Genomic DNA, 16,655 nt, shown 5'->3' with positions numbered 1-16,655 from the left:
GCGGGCGACGGCTCCGTCAGCCAGGCCGGCACCGCCGGGAGCCCGGCGGCTCCCGGGACCTCCGCGGTTCCTGCGGAGCCCGCGACGCCCCGCAAGCGCACCCCGGACGCGCCCTGGGACGTCCCCCGCGACCCCGAACCGGCCGCCGCCCCGGCAGCGGAAGCGCAGCCCGACGCCAAACCCGCCCCGGCAGCGGAAGCGCAGCCGGAACCGGCGAAACCCGCGACCGCACCGGACGAGGGCCGGGACGGCGGACCCGCTCGGCCCACCGCGGACGCCGACACCGCCGGCACCACCCCGGACACCCCCGGCAACGACGACGCAGAAGGAGGCAGCACACCGTGAGCGACGCCCTCGAAGTGATCCTCCGGCTGCTCGCCGTGCTCGTCGCCTTCCTCGTCCTGCCCCTCGTCGTCGGCCAGACCGAGCACAAGGTCATGGCCCACATGCAGGGCCGCCTCGGACCCATGTACGCCGGCGGCTTCCACGGCTGGGCCCAGCTCGTCGCCGACGGCGTGAAGTTCGCGCAGAAAGAGGACGTGGTCCCGGCCGACGCGGACCGGAAGATCTTCCAACTCGCGCCCGCCGTCGCGCTGCTGCCCTACCTCCTGGTCATCGTCGCGATCCCGGTCGGCCCCGGCGGACTCGTCGGCCAGGACATCGACGCGGGCCTGTTCTTCGTGCTCGCCGTCATGGGCGTCGGCGTGCTCGGCTCCCTCATGGCCGGCTGGGCCTCCGCCAACAAGTTCTCCCTCCTCGGCGGTCTGCGCACCGCCGCGCAGCTGATGTCGTACGAGCTGCCGATGCTGCTCGCCGCCGCGTCCGTCGCCATGGCGGCCGGGACGCTCTCGCTGCCCGGCATCGTCGACGCGTACGCCTGGTGGTGGACGCCGTGGCAGCTGATCGGCGCCTTCGTGTTCTTCACCGCCGGCCTCGCCGAACTCCAGCGGCCGCCCTTCGACATGCCCGTCGCGGACTCCGAGATCATCTTCGGTGCCTACACCGAGTACACGGGCATGCGCTTCGCCCTGTTCCTGCTCGCCGAGTACGCCGGCATCGTCGTGCTGTGCGGCCTGACCACCGTCCTGTTCCTCGGCGGCTGGCACGGCCCCTGGTCCGGCAGCCTCGGCTGGCTGTGGACGCTGCTCAAGACCGCGGTCCTGGCCTTCGTCGTCATCTGGCTCCGGGTCACGTACCCGCGCCTGCGCGAGGACCAGCTGCAGAGGTTCGCCTGGACCGTCCTCATCCCGCTCGCCCTGGCCCAGATCGCGCTCACCGGCGTGGTGAAGGTGGTGATCTCCTGATGGGCATCCCCGGTTCCGGCCTGGCCAAGGGCCTCGCCGTCACCTTGCGCACGATGACCCGGCGCTCGCACACCGCGCAGTACCCCGAGGTGCAGCCCGAGCTGCCGCCCCGCAGCCGCGGTGTGATCGCGCTGTTCGAGGAGAACTGCACGGTCTGCATGCTGTGCGCCCGTGAGTGCCCCGACTGGTGCATCTACATCGACTCCCACAAGGAGACGGTGCCCGCCGTCACCCCCGGCGGCCGCGAGCGCAGCCGCAATGTGCTGGACCGCTTCGCCATCGACTTCTCGCTCTGCATGTACTGCGGCATCTGCATCGAGGTGTGCCCCTTCGACGCCCTGTTCTGGTCGCCGGAGTTCGAGTACGCGGAGACCGACATCCTCGACCTCACCCACGAGCGCGACAAGCTGCGCGAGTGGATGTGGACGGTGCCGGCCCCGCCGCCGCTCGACCCGGCCGCCGAGGAGCCCAAGGAGCTCGGTGCCGCCCGCAAGGCCGCGGAGAAGGCCGCCGCCGCGGTCGCCGCCGCCGAGGCCGGGCCCGAGGCCGGGCCCGAGGCCGGGCAGCCGGGGGGAGACGCGTGAACCTCTCCGCGGCCCACCCCGGTTTCCTGTCCCCGACCGGGGTCGAGATCGTCTTCCTCCTGGTCGGCGTCGCGACCCTCGCCGCCGCCGTCGTCAGCGTCACCACCAAGCAGCTGGTGCACGCCGCGCTGTGGCTGGTCGTCGCGCTCGGCGGCGTCGCCGTCGAATACCTGCTGCTCACCGCCGAGTTCATCGCCTGGGTGCAGGTGCTGATCTACGTCGGGTCGGTCGTGGTGCTCGTCCTGTTCGGGCTGATGCTCACCAAGGCGCCCATCGGCCGCTCCCCGGACGCCGATTCGGGCAACCGGATCGCGGCGCTGGCCGTGGCCGTCGCCGCCGCGGGCACGCTGGTGTGGGTCGTGGTGGACGCCTTCCGGGCCACCTGGATCGACGTGGACGGCGCCGCGCAGGGCTCCACCAAGGTCACCGGCCGGATCCTCTTCCAGCACTGGGTGCTGCCGTTCGAGGCGCTGTCGGTGCTCCTGCTCGCCGCGCTCGTCGGTGCGATCGTCCTGTCCCGCAAGCAGTCCCGTCAGCAGCCGGGGGAGCAGCGCTGATGCATCTCGCCTATCCCGCCGTCCTCGCCGTCCTCCTGTTCTCCGTCGGCCTGTACGGCGTCCTCGCCCGGCGCAACGCGATCCTCGTCCTGATGTCGGTCGAGCTGATGCTGAACGCGGTCAACCTCAACCTGGTCGCCTTCGACGTCTGGCTCCGCGACACCCTCCACGCCGGGCAGGCGCTGACGCTGTTCGTCATCGTCATCGCCGCCGCCGAGATCGGCATCGGCCTCGCCATCGTCCTGCTGGTGTACCGCAACCGGGGCAGCTCGGACGTCGACCGCCTCACCGACCTCGCCGAGCACGACCCGCACGACCCGCAGGGCGAAGGGGACGGGCCCTCCGCACCCGAAGAGAAGGCCGAGGCCGCAGCGTGACCCTGACGACCCTCGCCGTCCTCGTCCCCCTCCTCCCCTTCCTCGGCGCCGTCGGCGGTCTGCTGCTCGGCCGCACCGCCCCCGGCTTCGTCCGGCCGCTGGCCGTGCTGCCCACCGCGACCGCCTTCGTGCTGGCGGTGGTCGTCGCCGTACGCCAGGGCAGCGGCCCGGCCACCGACGCCGCGACCCGGCTCACGCCGACCGGCTCGGTACCGATCGACCTCGCCCTGCACCTCGACGGCTTCGCGGTCCTCATCGCCGTCCTCGTCGGCCTGGTCGCCACCTGCGTGCAGCTGTACTCCACGGCCTACCTGCGCCACGACCCGCGCTACGCCTCCTACTCCGCCCTGGTCTCCCTCTTCACCGCCGCCATGTTCCTGGTCGTCTACACCGGCGACCTGATGGTGCTGCTGGTCGGCTGGGAGGTCATGGGCATCTGCTCGTACTTCCTGGTCGGCCACTACTGGGAGACCGAGGTCGCCCGGGCCGCCTCGCTCAAGGCCTTCCTGGTCACCAAGCTCGGCGACGTCCCCTTCCTGATCGGCGTCTTCGCGCTCGCCGCCGACGCCGGGACGTTCCGGATCAACGGCATCCTCACCGCGGCCACCCACGGCGGGATCGCGCACCCGACCCTCGTCGGCCTGCTGCTGCTCGCCGGTGTCGCCGGCAAGTCGGCGCAGTTCCCGCTGCACACCTGGCTGCCCGACGCGATGGCCGGCCCCACCCCGGTGTCCGCGCTGATCCACGCCGCCACGATGGTCGCGGCCGGCATCTACCTCGTCGCCCGGCTGCTGCCGGTCTTCGAGGCCTCCACCGTCACACTCGCGGTGCTCGGCGTGCTGGCCGCCGTCACCATGATCGGCTCCGGTCTGGCCGCGCTCGCCCAGGACGACGTCAAACGCGTGCTCGCCTACTCGACGATCGGTCAGCTCGGCTACATGGCCGCCGCCCTCGCCGTCGGCGACCGCAGCGCCGCCGTGTTCCACCTGGTCTCGCACGGTGCCTTCAAGGCCCTCCTCTTCCTCGCCGCCGGCGTCGTCATCCACGCCGCCGGCACCAACTCGCTGGCCGCGATGTCCCGCATGGGCGACCTCGGCAAGCGCGTCCCCGACGCCATGTGGACCATGGGCATCGCGCTGGCCGCCCTGGCCGCGATCCCGCCCTTCTCCGGCTTCTTCTCCAAGGAGTCGGTGCTGCGGGCGGCCGAGCACGCCGCCTCCGGCCACGCCGAGGGCGTCCCGTCGGCCGTCGGCTGGCTCGTCCTGGTCGCCGCGCTGGTCACCGCCGTGCTCACCGCGGGCTACGCCACGCGCCTGTTCCTCCTGGCCTTCCGCGGCCAGGGCGCCGCGGCCCCCCAGGCCCACGGCAAGGAACCGGCCGTCATGACCGCCGTGCTGTGGGTGCTGGCGATCCCCACCCTCGCCTTCGGTGCCGTCTCCCTCGTGCCGAAGTTCTTCGACCTCCCCGCCTGGCTCGACGGCAACGAGCTCGCCCCGACCCTGGTCACCTCGATTCTCGGCGTCGGCCTCGGCGTCGTCGGCATCCTGGCGACCTACGGCGCCTGGCAGGCCACCGCGACCCGCCGCAGCGCGCCCATGGGGGCCCTGGTCCCCGCGGCGGCCGACGAGGAGCCGGCGCTCACCGAGGCCGCCGCCTCGCAGACCCACGAACAGGTCTACGGTGACGTCGCCGCCGCCCGGGACCCCGGCGACCCCGGACGCCTGCTCCTCGGCCCGCTCTTCGAGCCCGCCTCGCACGGCTTCCGCCTCGACGCCCTGTACGCGGCGCTCTTCGTCCGTCCCGTGCTCGCCGCCTCCGGCCTCGTCCGCTTCCTCGACCGCGAGGTCGTCGAGACGTACGTCCGCGGCGCGGGCGGACTGCCCCGGCTGCTCGGGGCGCTCGTGCGCCGCACCCAGACGGGCAACGTGCAGACCTACATCAGCGTGCTGCTGGCCGGCTCCGTGATCCTCGCCGTCCTCGTCGCCGTCGGAGCGTGAGCCGTGAACGACACCGTCCTCCAGTACGTCCTCGCGGCCGCCGTCGTCCTGCCGCTGCTCGGCGCCGCGGCGGCCCTGCTGCCGCCTCCGCCCGGTCTGCGGGGGAAGGACCCCGACCAGGCCGTGCTGCGCCACGGCGTCACCGTCACCGGTCTCGTCCTCGCCCTGAGCATCGTCCTCGCCGTGGGCTTCGACCACGACCACCCCGCGACGATGCAGGCGAGCACCGACATCAGCTGGATCCCGGCCCTCGGCATCCGCATCCACCTCGGCATCGACGGCATCAGCCTCCCCCTCCTCGTCCTGAGCGCGCTGCTGACCTTCCTCTGCGCGCTCTACAGCTACTTCAAGATGCCCGCGGGCCCGTCCCCGAAGGCCTTCGTGGCGCTCCTGCTCCTCCTGGAGACGGGCACGCTCGCCACCTTCGCCGTGCTCGACCTGCTGCTCTTCTTCCTCGCCTTCGAGACGGTCCTCATCCCGATGTACTTCCTCATCGCCCGCTGGGGCGGCGAGAACCGGGAGAAGTCCGCCCTGCGCTTCATCCTCTACACACTGCTCGGCTCCGTGATCATGCTGCTCGGCCTGCTCCTCATCGGGTTGAAGGCGGGCACATTCGACATGGTGGCACTCGCCACTGACAGTGGCCCCGGAGCAGCTCTCAGTCACTCCACGCAACTGGTCGCCGTCCTCGCGATCGGCCTCGGCCTCGCCGTCAAGACCCCGATGTGGCCGCTGCACAGCTGGCTCCCCGACGCCCACACCGCCGCCCCCACGGTCGGCTCGGTGCTCCTGGCCGGCGTCCTGCTCAAGATGGGCACGTACGGCTTCGTGCGGATCCTGCTGCCCATCGCCCCCGAGGGCATGCAGACCTTCGCGCCCTACCTGGCCGCCTTCGGGGTCGTCGGCATCGTCTACGGGTCGCTGGCCTGCCTGGCCCTGGCCCGCCGCGGCGCCGGAGGCGACCTCAAGCGCCTCATCGCGTACAGCTCCGTCGGCCACATGGGCTTCGTGCTGCTCGGCATCGCCAGCCTGACCACCACCGGTGTCAACGGCGCACTCTTCGCCAACATCGCCCACGGACTCATCACCGGCCTGCTCTTCTTCCTGGTCGGCGCCCTCAAGGACCGCTACGGCACCACCGACCTCGACGGCCTCGCGGGGCAGACCGGCGCCGCGCTGTACGGCAAGGCCCCCCGCATGGGCGGCCTGCTGGCCTTCGCCGCCGTCGCCTCCCTCGGCCTGCCGGGCCTGGCAGGCTTCTGGGGCGAGATGCTCGCGATGTTCGGCTCCTTCAAGCCCGCCCCGGGCCTGGACCGCGGCGCCTACCTCGTCTTCACCGCGGTCGCGGCCTTCGGCACCCTGCTCACCGCCGCGTACCTCCTCCTCGTCGTGCGCCGCGTCTGCATGGGCGAACGCGACACCGTCCACGCCGCGCCGGCCCTCGCCGACGTCCGGGGCTACGAGTTCGCGGCTTGGACCCCGCTGGTCGTCCTGACCGTCCTCGCGGGCCTCTGGCCCGCCGCCCTGCTCGGCCTCACCGACCCGGCCGTGCGCACCCTGCTCGGAGGCAGCTGATGAGCACCCTCGCCACCTCCGTCGTCCAGTCGGTCGACTGGGCCGCGATCGCCCCGCCCGCCATCGTGGCGGCGGCCGCGCTCGTCGTACTGGTCGCCGACCTCTTCCTGCCCGACGGCCGCAAGCAGCCGCTGGTGGGGATCACCCTGGCCGGCCTCGTGCTGGCCGGGCTGAGCCTGCTGCCGCTGCTGGACGGCGACCGCACCACCTTCTGCCTCGTCGGCAGCCCCGCCGACTGCTCCTACGTCGCCGACCACTTCACCCTCGTGGTGCAGCTGCTGGTCCTGGCCGGAGCGCTCGTCGCGGCCCTGCTGTCGGTGCACACCCTCGACGAGCTGCCGGCCGGCGAGTTCTGGTTCCTGCTGCTCTCCTCGGCCTCCGGGGCCGCGCTGCTGCCCGCCTCCCGCGACCTGGCGACCCTCGTGATCGCCCTGGAGGTGACCACCCTCCCGTCGTTCGCCCTGGTCGGCCTGCGCCGCGGCGACCGGCTGTCGAGCGAGGCGGCCCTGAAGTTCTTCCTGTCCTCGGTCGCCGCGACCGCCGTCACCCTGCTGGGCGTCAGCTTCGTCTACGCCGCCACCGGAACCCTCCACCTGGAGGCCATGGCCAAGGGACTGCAGGGCGTCGACCCCCGCCTGGACACCCTCGCCGCCGCCGGCGCCGCCCTCACCGTCGTCGGCTTCGCCTTCAAGCTCGCCGTCGCGCCCTTCCACTTCTGGGTGCCCGACACCTACACCGGCGCCCCGCTCCCGGTCGCCGGCTACCTGTCGGTCGTCGGCAAGGCCGCCGGGTTCGCCGGCCTCATCCTCGTGACCGTCGTCGCCTTCCGGCCGTACGCGCACGTCTGGGGCCCCGCCGTCGCCGTCCTGGCCGCCCTCACCATGACCGTCGGCAACGTCGCCGCCCTGGTGCAACGCCCCGACCGCCCGCGCAGCGCGGTCCGCCTGCTGGCCTGGTCGTCCATCGGCCAGGCGGGCTACCTGCTGGTCCCGATCGCCGCCGCGGCGTACACCGACCCCGACCACCAGGTCGGCACCACCCTCGCGTACGCGCTGATGTACGGCGCGGTGAACCTCGGCGCCTTCGGCGTGGCCGCGCTCGTCGCCCGCACCGCGCCGCAGAACCGCCTCACCGACTACCGCGGCCTCCACAGCAGCCACCCGCTCGCCGCACTGGCCATGGCCTTCTTCCTGCTCTGCCTGGCCGGCCTGCCGCCCGGCGTCATCGGCCTGTTCGCCAAGGTCGCCGTCTTCTCCTCGGCCGTCGACGCGGACCTCGGCTGGCTGGCCGCCGTCATGGCCGTCAACGTCGTCATCGCACTCGTCTACTACCTTCGGTGGACGGTCCTGCTCTTCGCGAAGCCCGGGACGGAACCGGCCGCCACCGCCCGCCCGGCCGGCACCCCGCGCCCGCTCGGCGCCGCCATCGCGCTCACCGCCGTCGTCGGGATCGTCCTGTCCGGCGCACCCCAGCTCATCCTCCGCTTCGCCTCCGACACCCTGCTCTGAGCACCCCGAAGAAGGTGCACAAGGGAACTAACGCCCCTCCGGTGGCGTTGGCCCCTACGGGAGGTTCTCCTTGGACGAGGAGAGAAGGTCCTCCCGATGCACACCTTGGAGGGTGTACCGTGCACCGCCGGCACAACGGCCTGAAGACCGCCGCGCTCCTGGGCGGAATGTCGGCTCTCATCCTGGTCATCGGCAGCTTCTTCGGCCGTACGGGACTGATCGTCGCACTCGTCGTAGCCCTCGGGACCAACGCCTACGCCTACTGGAACAGCGACAAGATCGCACTGCGCTCCATGCGCGCCCGCCCGGTCAGCGAGTTCGAGGCGCCGGCGCTGTACCGCATGGTGCGCGAACTCTCCACCTCCGCGCGGCAGCCCATGCCGCGGCTCTACATCTCCCCGACCGAGGCCCCCAACGCCTTCGCCACCGGCCGCAACCCGCGCAACGCCGCCGTGTGCTGCACCGAGGGCATCCTGCGCCTCCTCGACGAGCGCGAGCTGCGCGGCGTCATCGGCCACGAGCTGAGCCACGTCTACAACCGCGACATCCTCATCTCGTCCGTCGCCGGTGCCCTGGCCTCCGTGGTGATGTTCCTCGTCAACTTCGCCTGGCTGATCCCCATCGGCCGCTCCGACGACGACGAGGGCCCGGGCCTGTTCGGCCTGCTCCTCATGATGATCCTCGGCCCGGTCGCCGCCTCCCTCATCCAGCTCGCCGTCAGCCGCTCCCGCGAGTACGAGGCCGACGCCTCCGGTGCCCGCCTCACCGGCGACCCGCTCGCCCTCGCCTCGGCGTTGCGCAAGCTGGAGACGGGCACCAAGCGCGCCCCGCTGCCGCCCGAACCCCGGCTGGAGACCACCAGCCACCTCATGATCGCCAACCCGTTCCGCCCCGGCGACGTGTCCAAGCTCTTCTCGACCCACCCCCCGATGGGCGAGCGCATCGCCCGCCTGGAGGAGATGGCCGGCCACCGCCGCTGACGCCCACGTGCGGCCCGGCCCGCCCGCGGGTACGGGCCCTGTGCAGGACGGCTGACGGAGCGGCGGCTCCCGTCCTCCTGACGGGCGGGGCCCCCGGACGCATGGGAGGCTTGGGCAATGAAGGCGGTCAACATCGTCCTGAACGTCGTGTGGCTGATCATCTGGGGCCTGTGGATGGCCATCGGCTACGCCCTGCTGGGCCTGCTGATGTTCATCTTCATCATCACCATCCCCTGGGGGATCGCGTCCCTGAGGATCGCCAACTACGTGCTGTGGCCCTTCGGCCGCACCACGGTGGAACGCCGTGACGCGGGCGTCGGGTCGCTGCTCGGGAACATCATCTGGCTGATCCTCGCGGGGATCTGGCTCGCCATCGGCCACGTGCTCGCGGGCATCGGCTTCTGCCTGACGATCATCGGCATCCCGTTCGGCATCGCGAACTTCAAGATGGTGCCGATCTCCCTGGTGCCGCTCGGCCGCGAGATCGTCCCCGTCGACGCCCCGTACGCCACCCGCTGAGCCGCCCTCGCTCCCGGCGGCCTGGGTCAGTCCGGCTCGATGTTGTGGTTGAGGCGGAAGACGTTCTGCGGGTCGTACTCCCTCTTGACCCGGGCCAGCCGCCCCAGGTTGTGCGCGCCGAACCCGGCGATCACGCGGCCCTCGCCCTCGTCGCCGATGAAGTTGAGGTAGACCGCGCCGGAGGACCACTGCCGCACGTCGGCGCGGATGCCGTGCGCCCACCGCCGGGCCCGCTCGTCGTCCGCCGGGTCCGCCCACAGGCCGAACGGGTGCACGACCCACGGCGCCCGGCGCCAGGGCAGCGGGTAGTCGGCCGGGGGACGCGCCACGGCGCCGCCCACGGGGAACAGCACGTGCTGGGAGGGGGAGGGGACCACCATGTCCCGGGCCCGGGCGCAGAAGCGGTCCACGGCCTCGTCGGGGAAGTCGTCCAGGTACTCCGCCGACCAGTAGTTCCGGTAGCCCGGCGGGTCGTCGAACATGGACTGGAGGTCCGCGTACGGCAGCTCCGTCACCAGCCGGCCCTGCGGGCCGAGCGCGAGCAGCGGCTCCAGCACCTCGCGCGCCGCGTCCCCGGTGCCCGCGTACGTCACCAGGACGGCGCAGGTGAGCGCGCCCACCATGTGCTCCGGGACGAACTCCTCCGCAGGCCCGGTGAGGAAGAGCAGGCCCCCGCCCATCTCGTCCGGCGCCGACGCCAGCAGGGTGCGGTAGGCGCGCAGCACCTCGGGGCCGGCGTCCGGCGGCCACAGCAGCAGGGCCACGGTGACCGCGGGCAGCGGGTGCAGCCGCAACGTGAGAGAGGTGGCGACGCCGAAGTTGCCGCCGCCCCCGTGCAACCCCCAGAACAACTCCGGGTTCTCGTCCTCGGCGGCCCGCACCATGGTGCCGTCCGCCGTCATCAGCTCGACTTCCACCAGGTTGTCGCAGGCCAGCCCGAACGCGCGCTCCAGCCACCCCGATCCGCCGCCGAGGGTGAAGCCGCCCACGCCCGTGGTGGACACCCGGCCCCCGGTGGTGACCAGGCCGTACGGCTGCGTCGCCCGGTCCAGGTGGCTCATCGTGGCGCCCCCGCCGACCCGTGCCGTGCGCGCCCCCGGGTCGACGACGACCGCGTGCATGCGCCGCAGGTCGACGACGACGCCGCCGTCCGTCAGGGCATTCCCGGCGACACCGTGCCCGCCGCCGCGGACGGCGACCTCCAGCCCGCGCTCCCGTCCGAAGCGGATCGCCGCGGCGACGTCCTCCACCGTCTCGCACAGGGCGATCACGGACGGCCTGCGGTCGATCATCGCGTTGAAGAGCGTGCGGCTCTCGTCGTAGGACGGGTCGCCCGGTGCGACGACCTCGCCCGCGAAGCCGGAGCGCAGGGCGTCCAGGGTCGCGTCGTCCAGGACCCGGGGTGCCATCGGTGCTGCCCCCTCTCTCCACCTCCACGGTAGGACGGGGGCATGGGCCCGGCACGTCGGCGCCGGGCCCGCGCGGTCAGTCCGCCAACCCGGCTGCCAGGGTCGCGCCCAGCTCCCAGCAGGCCTGCAGATCGGCCTTGGACGGCTCCCCGGTGACCGTCACCTCGGCCGCCGCCTGCTCCCAGCCCAGGCCCGTGGTGATCGACCGGATCCCCCGCACCGTCCCCGTCACGTCGTTGCCGCCGTGCACGTAGTAGCCGAACGGGCGGCCCCGCGTGCCGTCCAGGCACGGGTAGTAGACCTGGTCGAAGAAGTGCTTGAGCGCCCCCGACATGTAGCCGAGGTTCGCCGTCGTGCCCAGCACGTAGCCGTCCGCCGCGAGCACGTCGGAGGCGGTCGCCGCGAGGGCGGCCCGCCGCACGACGTCCACGCCCTCGATCTCGTCGGTGGTCGCGCCGGCGACCACCGCCTCGAACATCGCCTGGAGGTTCGGCGACGGCGTGTGATGCACGATCAGCAGGGTCGGCACTCAGCTCACTCCGACCGGCGCGGACGCCGGCAGGCTGTCCATGAACGAGCTCACCGAGAACACCGCGTTGCCGGGGCCGGCCGGGCCGTACCCGGGCGGCGAGCTCAGCCCGTACTCCTCCAGCGTCGCGCGGTACACGTCCAGCAGGCGGATGTGGTACTCCAGCGGCGCGCCCTCCGGGTTCGCCTTGCCCAGCGGGGTCGTCGGCTCCGGGCACCAGGTGGTGAAGCGCGGCGTGATGCCCCGCGACATGAAGAAGCGCAGGCCCTCCGCCGTGGAGTCGATCGCCTCCCCGACGCTGCCGAAGCCGAACGGCTCGGCCATCTCCACGCCCGCGACGAAGTTGGGGATCACGTTGCGCGGGCCGAAGATCTCCGCGGAGTCCAGGATGCGGCGGTGCCACTCGTCCCGGCCGACGTAACGTTCCTTGCCCGGGCAGTACAGCTCGAACAGACGGCGGTCCCACACCTCGTAGTTGGGGTGGTAGATCTGCACGCCGTAGTCCTTGAAGCGCTGCACGTCCCCCTTGGGCAGCGCCTGCGCGACGACCTTGCCGATCCAGCGGCCGGGGAAGCGCTCCTCGATGGCCTTCGCGTAGTGGCCGTAGAAGTCCGCCTCGTCCCGCCCGGCGACCTTGGAGGTGATCGCCCCGCCGGTGAGGGTGTAGGCGGTGGAGGACTTCGTCTCGTCGTACTTGTCGATGATCTCCAGCGCCTCCAGCACCTCCTCGACCGGCTTCACACCCGTGTAGGGGCGTCCGGCCGCCTTGTGCTGGCGCCAGTTGTGGTTGATGTCGCAGTACTGGCACTCCTCCTTGGCGCCGAAGTACTGGCACACGCGGAAGACCGTCAGATAGATCAGGTAGCCCCACTGGATCGTCGGCGCGACCTCCATCACCGACTTGCCGTTCTCCAGCGTGTGCCGGTAGTACGCCGGCATCGGCGGCAGGCCGACGTCCGCGATGCGCACCCCGTCGAGGTAGAGGCCGAGCACACCGCGCCCGCCCGCCCGCACGCGGTACGGCGAGGCCGGGTTCACCCGTACCGACACCACCGTGCGGCGCAGGTCGTACGGCCCGCCGGTGAGCACGATCTCCTCCGGCGGCCGCTTCAGCGCGGCGGCGCCCAGCTCGGGGAGGGTGCGGTGGTCGAAGGAGAAGATGAAGTACGACTTCGGCTTGACGTCGCCGTCCTCGTTGCCGCTGAGCGCGGACTCGTCGAACGCGATCCCGCCGCGCAGGAGGTCCTCCTTGATGACCGCCTCGCGGGGGACGTGCGGGAAGCGGCTCATCAGGTCCTCGACCAAAGCGGTGCGGCTTTGCATGCCCGGCTCCATCCTCGAGACACTGCCCCGGGTCCGCCGTCGACGGGCGGGGCGGTCCCGGGGAGACCTAACAGGAAGACACTACGCACCTACGGCGGCTTCCCGGGTGGCACCCTCCGAATGCGCCCCGTCGTGCGCGTGGCGAAGGCCCCGGCCGCCTCCTCGCGGCCGGGGCCTCGGCAAGACCTCGCTCAGCGGTAGTTCACGAACTGCAGCGCGAAGTCGAGGTCCTTGCCCTTCAGCAGCGCGATGACGGCCTGCAGGTCGTCCCGGCTCTTGGACGTCACGCGCAGCTCCTCGCCCTGGACCTGCGCCTTGATGCCCTTGGGTCCCTCATCGCGGATGATCTTGGCGACCTTCTTGGCGTTCTCCTGCGAGATGCCTTCCTCGATGGTCGCGAAGATCTTGTACTCCTTGCCGGACAGCTGGGGCTCGCCCGCGTCCAGCGACTTCAGCGAGATCCCCCGCTTGACCAGCTTGGTCTCGAAGACGTCCAGGATGGCCTTGACCCGCTCCTCGGAGTTGGCCTGCATCAGGATCTTGTCCCCGGACCACGAGATCGACGCGCCGACGTTCTTGAAGTCGTAGCGCTGCGAGATCTCCTTGGCGGCCTGGTTGAGGGCGTTGTCGACCTCCTGCCGCTCGACCTTCGAGACGATGTCGAAACTGGAGTCGGCCATCTTCTGTTGGCTCCTTGGCTCTGATCCGTCAGGTCCGCGACCCGCCTCCGGGCCGCCCCCGCAAGCCTAGCCACCGGACCCGCCCGAAGCGCTGATCAATAGGGTGGCGAAGCACCCCCCCGCATCGGGTATTGTTTACGACGTCGCCACGGGGACCGCACACAAGCGGCCCACGGAGACACTTCCCAGGCGGTGTGCCCGAGTGGCCAATGGGAGCGGACTGTAAATCCGTCGGCTTAGCCTACCCAGGTTCGAATCCTGGCGCCGCCACAGTGGAAACACAGCCCCTGAGCTGCGGAAACGCAGAGCAGGGGCTGTTTTGCTTGCTCCGGCGGGCGTTGGCCGCTGTCTCGCTCCGTCCCGTTCTCGGACGCTCTCCACCAGCGGTTGTGGACGGGGTGTGGACGGGAATCCGGCGCCCGACCTGCGGCTGTGGGGCATGCGTGGGACGGCTGGCTGCACCTTGGCTTCGCGGTCGTGGCCGCATTGTCAGTGGCCAGTGCGAGGCTCCCGGCATAGCCGTGCGAGGAGATCATCATGGGTACCTGGGCTACCGGCCCCTTCACCCATGCCGACCTTCCGCTCCGACCTCCGGAACCTGGCGGACGAAGCCCTCGGCCGCATCGTCAGCGACGAATCCGGATTGGCGTCGAACTGGGTCAACCCACGGGACGGCAGACAATGGCGTGCGACGCTCAACAGCCTTCGCGCCGTACTCGCCCCGCCGCCACCGACCATCCCGCTCTTTGACATCAAGCCATAGCGCGGAGCTCAAGAGTCCACTGTGCCGCCGGGGTTCATCGGCCACTGCATGTACCAGTCGAAGTCCGGTCCGTGGCTGAGCGCCTGGTCGGAGAGGAGGCGGCGTGGCCAGCAGGTCTGCCCACCGTTCGCCGAGATCGGTCTGCTGGCGCCGGAACAGCCCGCGACAAGGCCCCCCGCCCCCGCTTCCCACTGCCGTGATGAAGGCACGGTAGGAGGGAGGAAGGCTCATCCCGTGCTCCTGCTCGAAGCGAGCCATTCGGGATTCCGTGACCGGCGGGTCGAGCTGGTGGCGGTGACGTGCCGCACCGAATCGCCGATGGCCGGGGTCGGCTTCGGCCAGCGCGTGGGGCCGCTCGTGCACCTCCGTGGCGTTGCCCATGCGCCGATCGCAGGACGGTTTCCCGCGCCGGCGGACGACGACTCGGTGGAAGGGGACCGGAAACTCACTTCCGGTCCCCTTCCCGGCTGTCGCCGCCGGCGCGGGCGGGGTCAGTAGCTCAGGGCGGCGACCTCGGACGCGCCCGATTCCGTGCCGTCCGCGTAGAGGACCGTGACGCGGTAGTAGACCGTGGTGGCGGCCGGCTGGGTGCGGTCGGACCAGTACCAGTCGGTCGAGTTGCCCTTGGGCTCCGTGGCGAGCGCGTCGAAGGTCCCGCTCTCGCGGTTCCATCGGCTCACGGTGAAGGCCGTCACCGGGCTGCCGTTGGCGTTCTTTCCGTCGGTGAGGAACCAGTGGAGGGAGCCGGTCTCGTTGCTGTTCAGGTGGATCGGGGCGCCGGTCGCCGGTGGGGCGGTGGGGCGGAGGTCGGGTTCGGTGACCTCGGTGACGGTCGCGCCGGTGTCGGGGGTGAGCTGGTTGCCGTACTGGTCGACGGAGACGACCGCGTAGCGGATCCGTTGGCCGTCGGCCGCCGTCCGGTCGTGGAAGGTCGTCGCCTTGATCTCCCGCGGCCGCAGGGTCCAGGGGTCGATCAGCGGGGCGTACGTCCACCGCCCGTCGGCGAACGTGCCGCGCAGCACGCGGTAGTGGTCGAGGCCCGGTGCGGTGTCGGCGTCCCAGGTGAGGGTGACGCCGTTCTCCTTGGGGTCGGCGGTCAGGCCGGTGACCGGGGCGGGAGCCGTCGTGTTCCCGGAGACGGTGACGACGACCTCCTGGGACGGGGTGCCTCCGTTGCCCGCGTGGTCGACCGCGACCACCCCGTAGTAGTAGGTGGCGCCGGGCGGCGGCGCCGCGTCGGTGAACGTGGTGCCCTCGACCCCCGTGCCGACCACCTCCCGCGGGCCCCCGGTACCGCGCGGCTGGGCGTACCGGATGATCGTGTAACCCGCGAAGTCGTCGCTGGTCCGCTCGGAGGGGTCCCAGGTCAGCGTGACGCCTGCCTCGTCCTCCCGGCCGCGCGCGTTGAGTGCGGTGTCGACCGGACCCGTCAGGTCGCGGGTGTAGTACATCGCCGCGTGCGAGGCCGCCGACTCGTTGCCGTGCGTGTCGACGGCGGTGACCACGTAGTAGTGGATGTCGCCGGTCTGCGGCAGCGGCCCCGTGTAGCCGCCGTGCGACAAGGCGTCGCCGGTCACCCGGTTCTCCGGGGTGAGGGCGACCGGCAGGGACGTCGAGCGGTAGACGCGGTAGCCGGCCAGGTCGGGCTCGGAGTTGCTGTCCCAGTACAGGGTGATCGTGCTGGGGTAGCCCATGGCCCAGTTCTCCTCGACGCCCTTCGGGGCGGCGGGGGCGGCGCTGTCGACGGTCGTGATGCCGAGGTCGGCGGTGCCCGGCGAGGTGTTCCCGGCCTTGTCGTAGGCGCGGACCTCGTAGTAGTAGACGTTGCCGTCCTTCGGGACGGTCGTGTCGGTGTACGAGGTGGAGGTCGTCGTGGCGATCGGCTTCGAGGGGTAGGAGGCGCCCTTCAGCCGGCGGTAGACGCGGTACCCGGCGAGGTCCATCTCCTTGTTCTTGGCCCAGCCGACCTTCGTGGACGCGGTGGTCGCGCTGTAGGCGACGGTGGTCCCGGCCGGGACGAGGGGCTTGACCTTGTCGACCGTCGCCGACGTGCGGGGGGCGTAGCCGAACGTGACGTTGGCCGAGCCCGTCCAGTTGACGAAGTCGACGCGCAGGGTGTGCTTGCCGGAGGGGACGGTGACGTTGGCGGTCTTGCGCACCGTGGACGACACGTTCTTCCACAGGTCGACCTTGCGGACGCCGTCGAGGTAGACGCGGATGCCGTCGCGGGAGGAAGCGGTGAACGTGAACGGCCCACCCGAACCGAAGTCGCGCGTGGTGGACCAGCGGACGCCGAAGTTGTTGACGGGCAGGCCCTTGTAGGGCGCGCCGGTGCCCCAGTTCTGGTCGATCGCCGAGTCGCAGTCCGTGTGCCTGGGTGTCCCGGAGAACGTGGTGTTCGCGTAGAACGTTCGCTTGAAGACCGGCGAGGTGCAGGTCACGGCGGCGGAAGCGGGCGTGGCCGCGGTGAGCAGGCCGCCCGCTGTGGCGAGCACGACGGTGGCGGCCGTGGCGACCGTGGCGCTTCTGGGTCGGTTCATGCGTTCCTTC

Annotated in this window: 16 protein-coding genes, 1 tRNA gene and 1 pseudogene; 13 read left to right on the top strand and 5 right to left on the bottom strand. The window is 71.6% G+C overall.

Annotation, left to right across the window (positions count from 1 at the left end):
• The 10 genes and pseudogenes from PV341_RS02645 to PV341_RS02600 form a co-directional block, all read left to right on the top strand.
• A pseudogene (locus PV341_RS02645) lies at positions 1-345 on the top strand (NADH-quinone oxidoreductase subunit C); the annotation flags it as partial.
• Positions 342-1,304 (top strand): NADH-quinone oxidoreductase subunit NuoH, encoded by a 963-nt coding sequence (gene nuoH / locus PV341_RS02640; protein WP_500328201.1) that lies wholly within the window; start codon positions 342-344, stop codon positions 1,302-1,304. The pseudogene PV341_RS02645 and the gene nuoH, both read left to right, overlap by 4 nt.
• Positions 1,304-1,888: a NuoI/complex I 23 kDa subunit family protein gene (locus tag PV341_RS02635; RefSeq protein WP_500356561.1), complete on the top strand. Its 585-nt coding sequence runs from the start codon at positions 1,304-1,306 to the stop codon at positions 1,886-1,888. The genes nuoH and PV341_RS02635 overlap by 1 nt, the downstream gene beginning before the upstream one ends.
• Positions 1,885-2,445, top strand: coding sequence for an NADH-quinone oxidoreductase subunit J family protein (locus PV341_RS02630; RefSeq protein WP_500328199.1), 561 nt, complete (start codon positions 1,885-1,887; stop codon positions 2,443-2,445). Before PV341_RS02635 ends, PV341_RS02630 begins: the two co-directional genes overlap by 4 nt.
• Entirely contained in the window at positions 2,445-2,822 is a 378-nt protein-coding gene (nuoK, locus tag PV341_RS02625; RefSeq protein ID WP_499513365.1) for an NADH-quinone oxidoreductase subunit NuoK, read from the top strand. Before PV341_RS02630 ends, nuoK begins: the two co-directional genes overlap by 1 nt.
• On the top strand, positions 2,819-4,819 hold the full coding sequence (locus PV341_RS02620) for an NADH-quinone oxidoreductase subunit 5 family protein (protein WP_500356557.1): 2,001 nt from the start codon (positions 2,819-2,821) through the stop codon (positions 4,817-4,819). The genes nuoK and PV341_RS02620 overlap by 4 nt, the downstream gene beginning before the upstream one ends.
• Before the next feature lie 3 nt (positions 4,820-4,822).
• Complete coding sequence (locus PV341_RS02615; RefSeq protein WP_500356555.1) at positions 4,823-6,394, top strand: complex I subunit 4 family protein; 1,572 nt, start codon at positions 4,823-4,825, stop codon at positions 6,392-6,394.
• A complete protein-coding gene (locus tag PV341_RS02610) occupies positions 6,394-7,902 on the top strand; it encodes an NADH-quinone oxidoreductase subunit N (RefSeq protein ID WP_500356553.1) in 1,509 nt (502 codons plus the stop codon). The genes PV341_RS02615 and PV341_RS02610 overlap by 1 nt, the downstream gene beginning before the upstream one ends.
• A gap of 119 nt (positions 7,903-8,021) precedes the next feature.
• Positions 8,022-8,882, top strand: coding sequence for a zinc metalloprotease HtpX (gene htpX, locus PV341_RS02605; RefSeq protein WP_500328193.1), 861 nt, complete (start codon positions 8,022-8,024; stop codon positions 8,880-8,882).
• A 117-nt stretch (positions 8,883-8,999) separates the two neighbouring features.
• Positions 9,000-9,401 (top strand): YccF domain-containing protein, encoded by a 402-nt coding sequence (locus PV341_RS02600; protein ID WP_500328192.1) that lies wholly within the window; start codon positions 9,000-9,002, stop codon positions 9,399-9,401.
• Between the two features lie 26 nt (positions 9,402-9,427).
• Here the strand turns inward: PV341_RS02600 and PV341_RS02595 are convergent, their stop codons facing one another.
• The 4 genes from PV341_RS02595 to PV341_RS02580 all read right to left on the bottom strand — a co-directional run bounded on the left by PV341_RS02595 (position 9,428) and on the right by PV341_RS02580 (position 13,342).
• Complete coding sequence (locus PV341_RS02595; protein ID WP_500356551.1) at positions 9,428-10,810, bottom strand: FAD-binding oxidoreductase; 1,383 nt, start codon at positions 10,808-10,810, stop codon at positions 9,428-9,430.
• Between the two features lie 76 nt (positions 10,811-10,886).
• The gene (locus PV341_RS02590; protein WP_500328189.1) at positions 10,887-11,339 is read right to left on the bottom strand and encodes a flavodoxin family protein; all 453 of its coding nucleotides are present in this window, start codon (positions 11,337-11,339) and stop codon (positions 10,887-10,889) included.
• A complete protein-coding gene (locus tag PV341_RS02585; protein ID WP_500328188.1) occupies positions 11,340-12,662 on the bottom strand; it encodes a radical SAM protein in 1,323 nt (440 codons plus the stop codon).
• 191 nt (positions 12,663-12,853) lie between these two features.
• The gene (locus tag PV341_RS02580) at positions 12,854-13,342 is read right to left on the bottom strand and encodes a YajQ family cyclic di-GMP-binding protein (protein WP_018558836.1); all 489 of its coding nucleotides are present in this window, start codon (positions 13,340-13,342) and stop codon (positions 12,854-12,856) included.
• A gap of 188 nt (positions 13,343-13,530) precedes the next feature.
• Here PV341_RS02580 and PV341_RS02575 point away from each other — a divergent pair.
• From PV341_RS02575 to PV341_RS02565, 3 genes are all read left to right on the top strand, one after another.
• Positions 13,531-13,612 (top strand) — tRNA-Tyr (locus PV341_RS02575).
• A gap of 298 nt (positions 13,613-13,910) precedes the next feature.
• A complete protein-coding gene (locus PV341_RS02570; protein WP_500356549.1) occupies positions 13,911-14,105 on the top strand; it encodes a hypothetical protein in 195 nt (64 codons plus the stop codon).
• Between the two features lie 234 nt (positions 14,106-14,339).
• Positions 14,340-14,603: a hypothetical protein gene (locus PV341_RS02565; protein ID WP_500328186.1), complete on the top strand. Its 264-nt coding sequence runs from the start codon at positions 14,340-14,342 to the stop codon at positions 14,601-14,603.
• Here PV341_RS02565 and PV341_RS02560 read toward each other — a convergent pair.
• Entirely contained in the window at positions 14,597-16,645 is a 2,049-nt protein-coding gene (locus PV341_RS02560) for a PA14 domain-containing protein (RefSeq protein WP_500328185.1), read from the bottom strand. The two genes, PV341_RS02565 and PV341_RS02560, sit on opposite strands and share 7 nt — an antisense overlap.
• Positions 16,646-16,655 lie beyond the last annotated feature (10 nt).

Origin of the sequence: Streptomyces sp. PA03-1a, assembly GCF_033792805.1 — a bacterium.
GTDB lineage: Bacteria > Actinomycetota > Actinomycetes > Streptomycetales > Streptomycetaceae > Actinacidiphila.
This window is presented reverse-complemented; position numbering and strand designations above follow the sequence as displayed.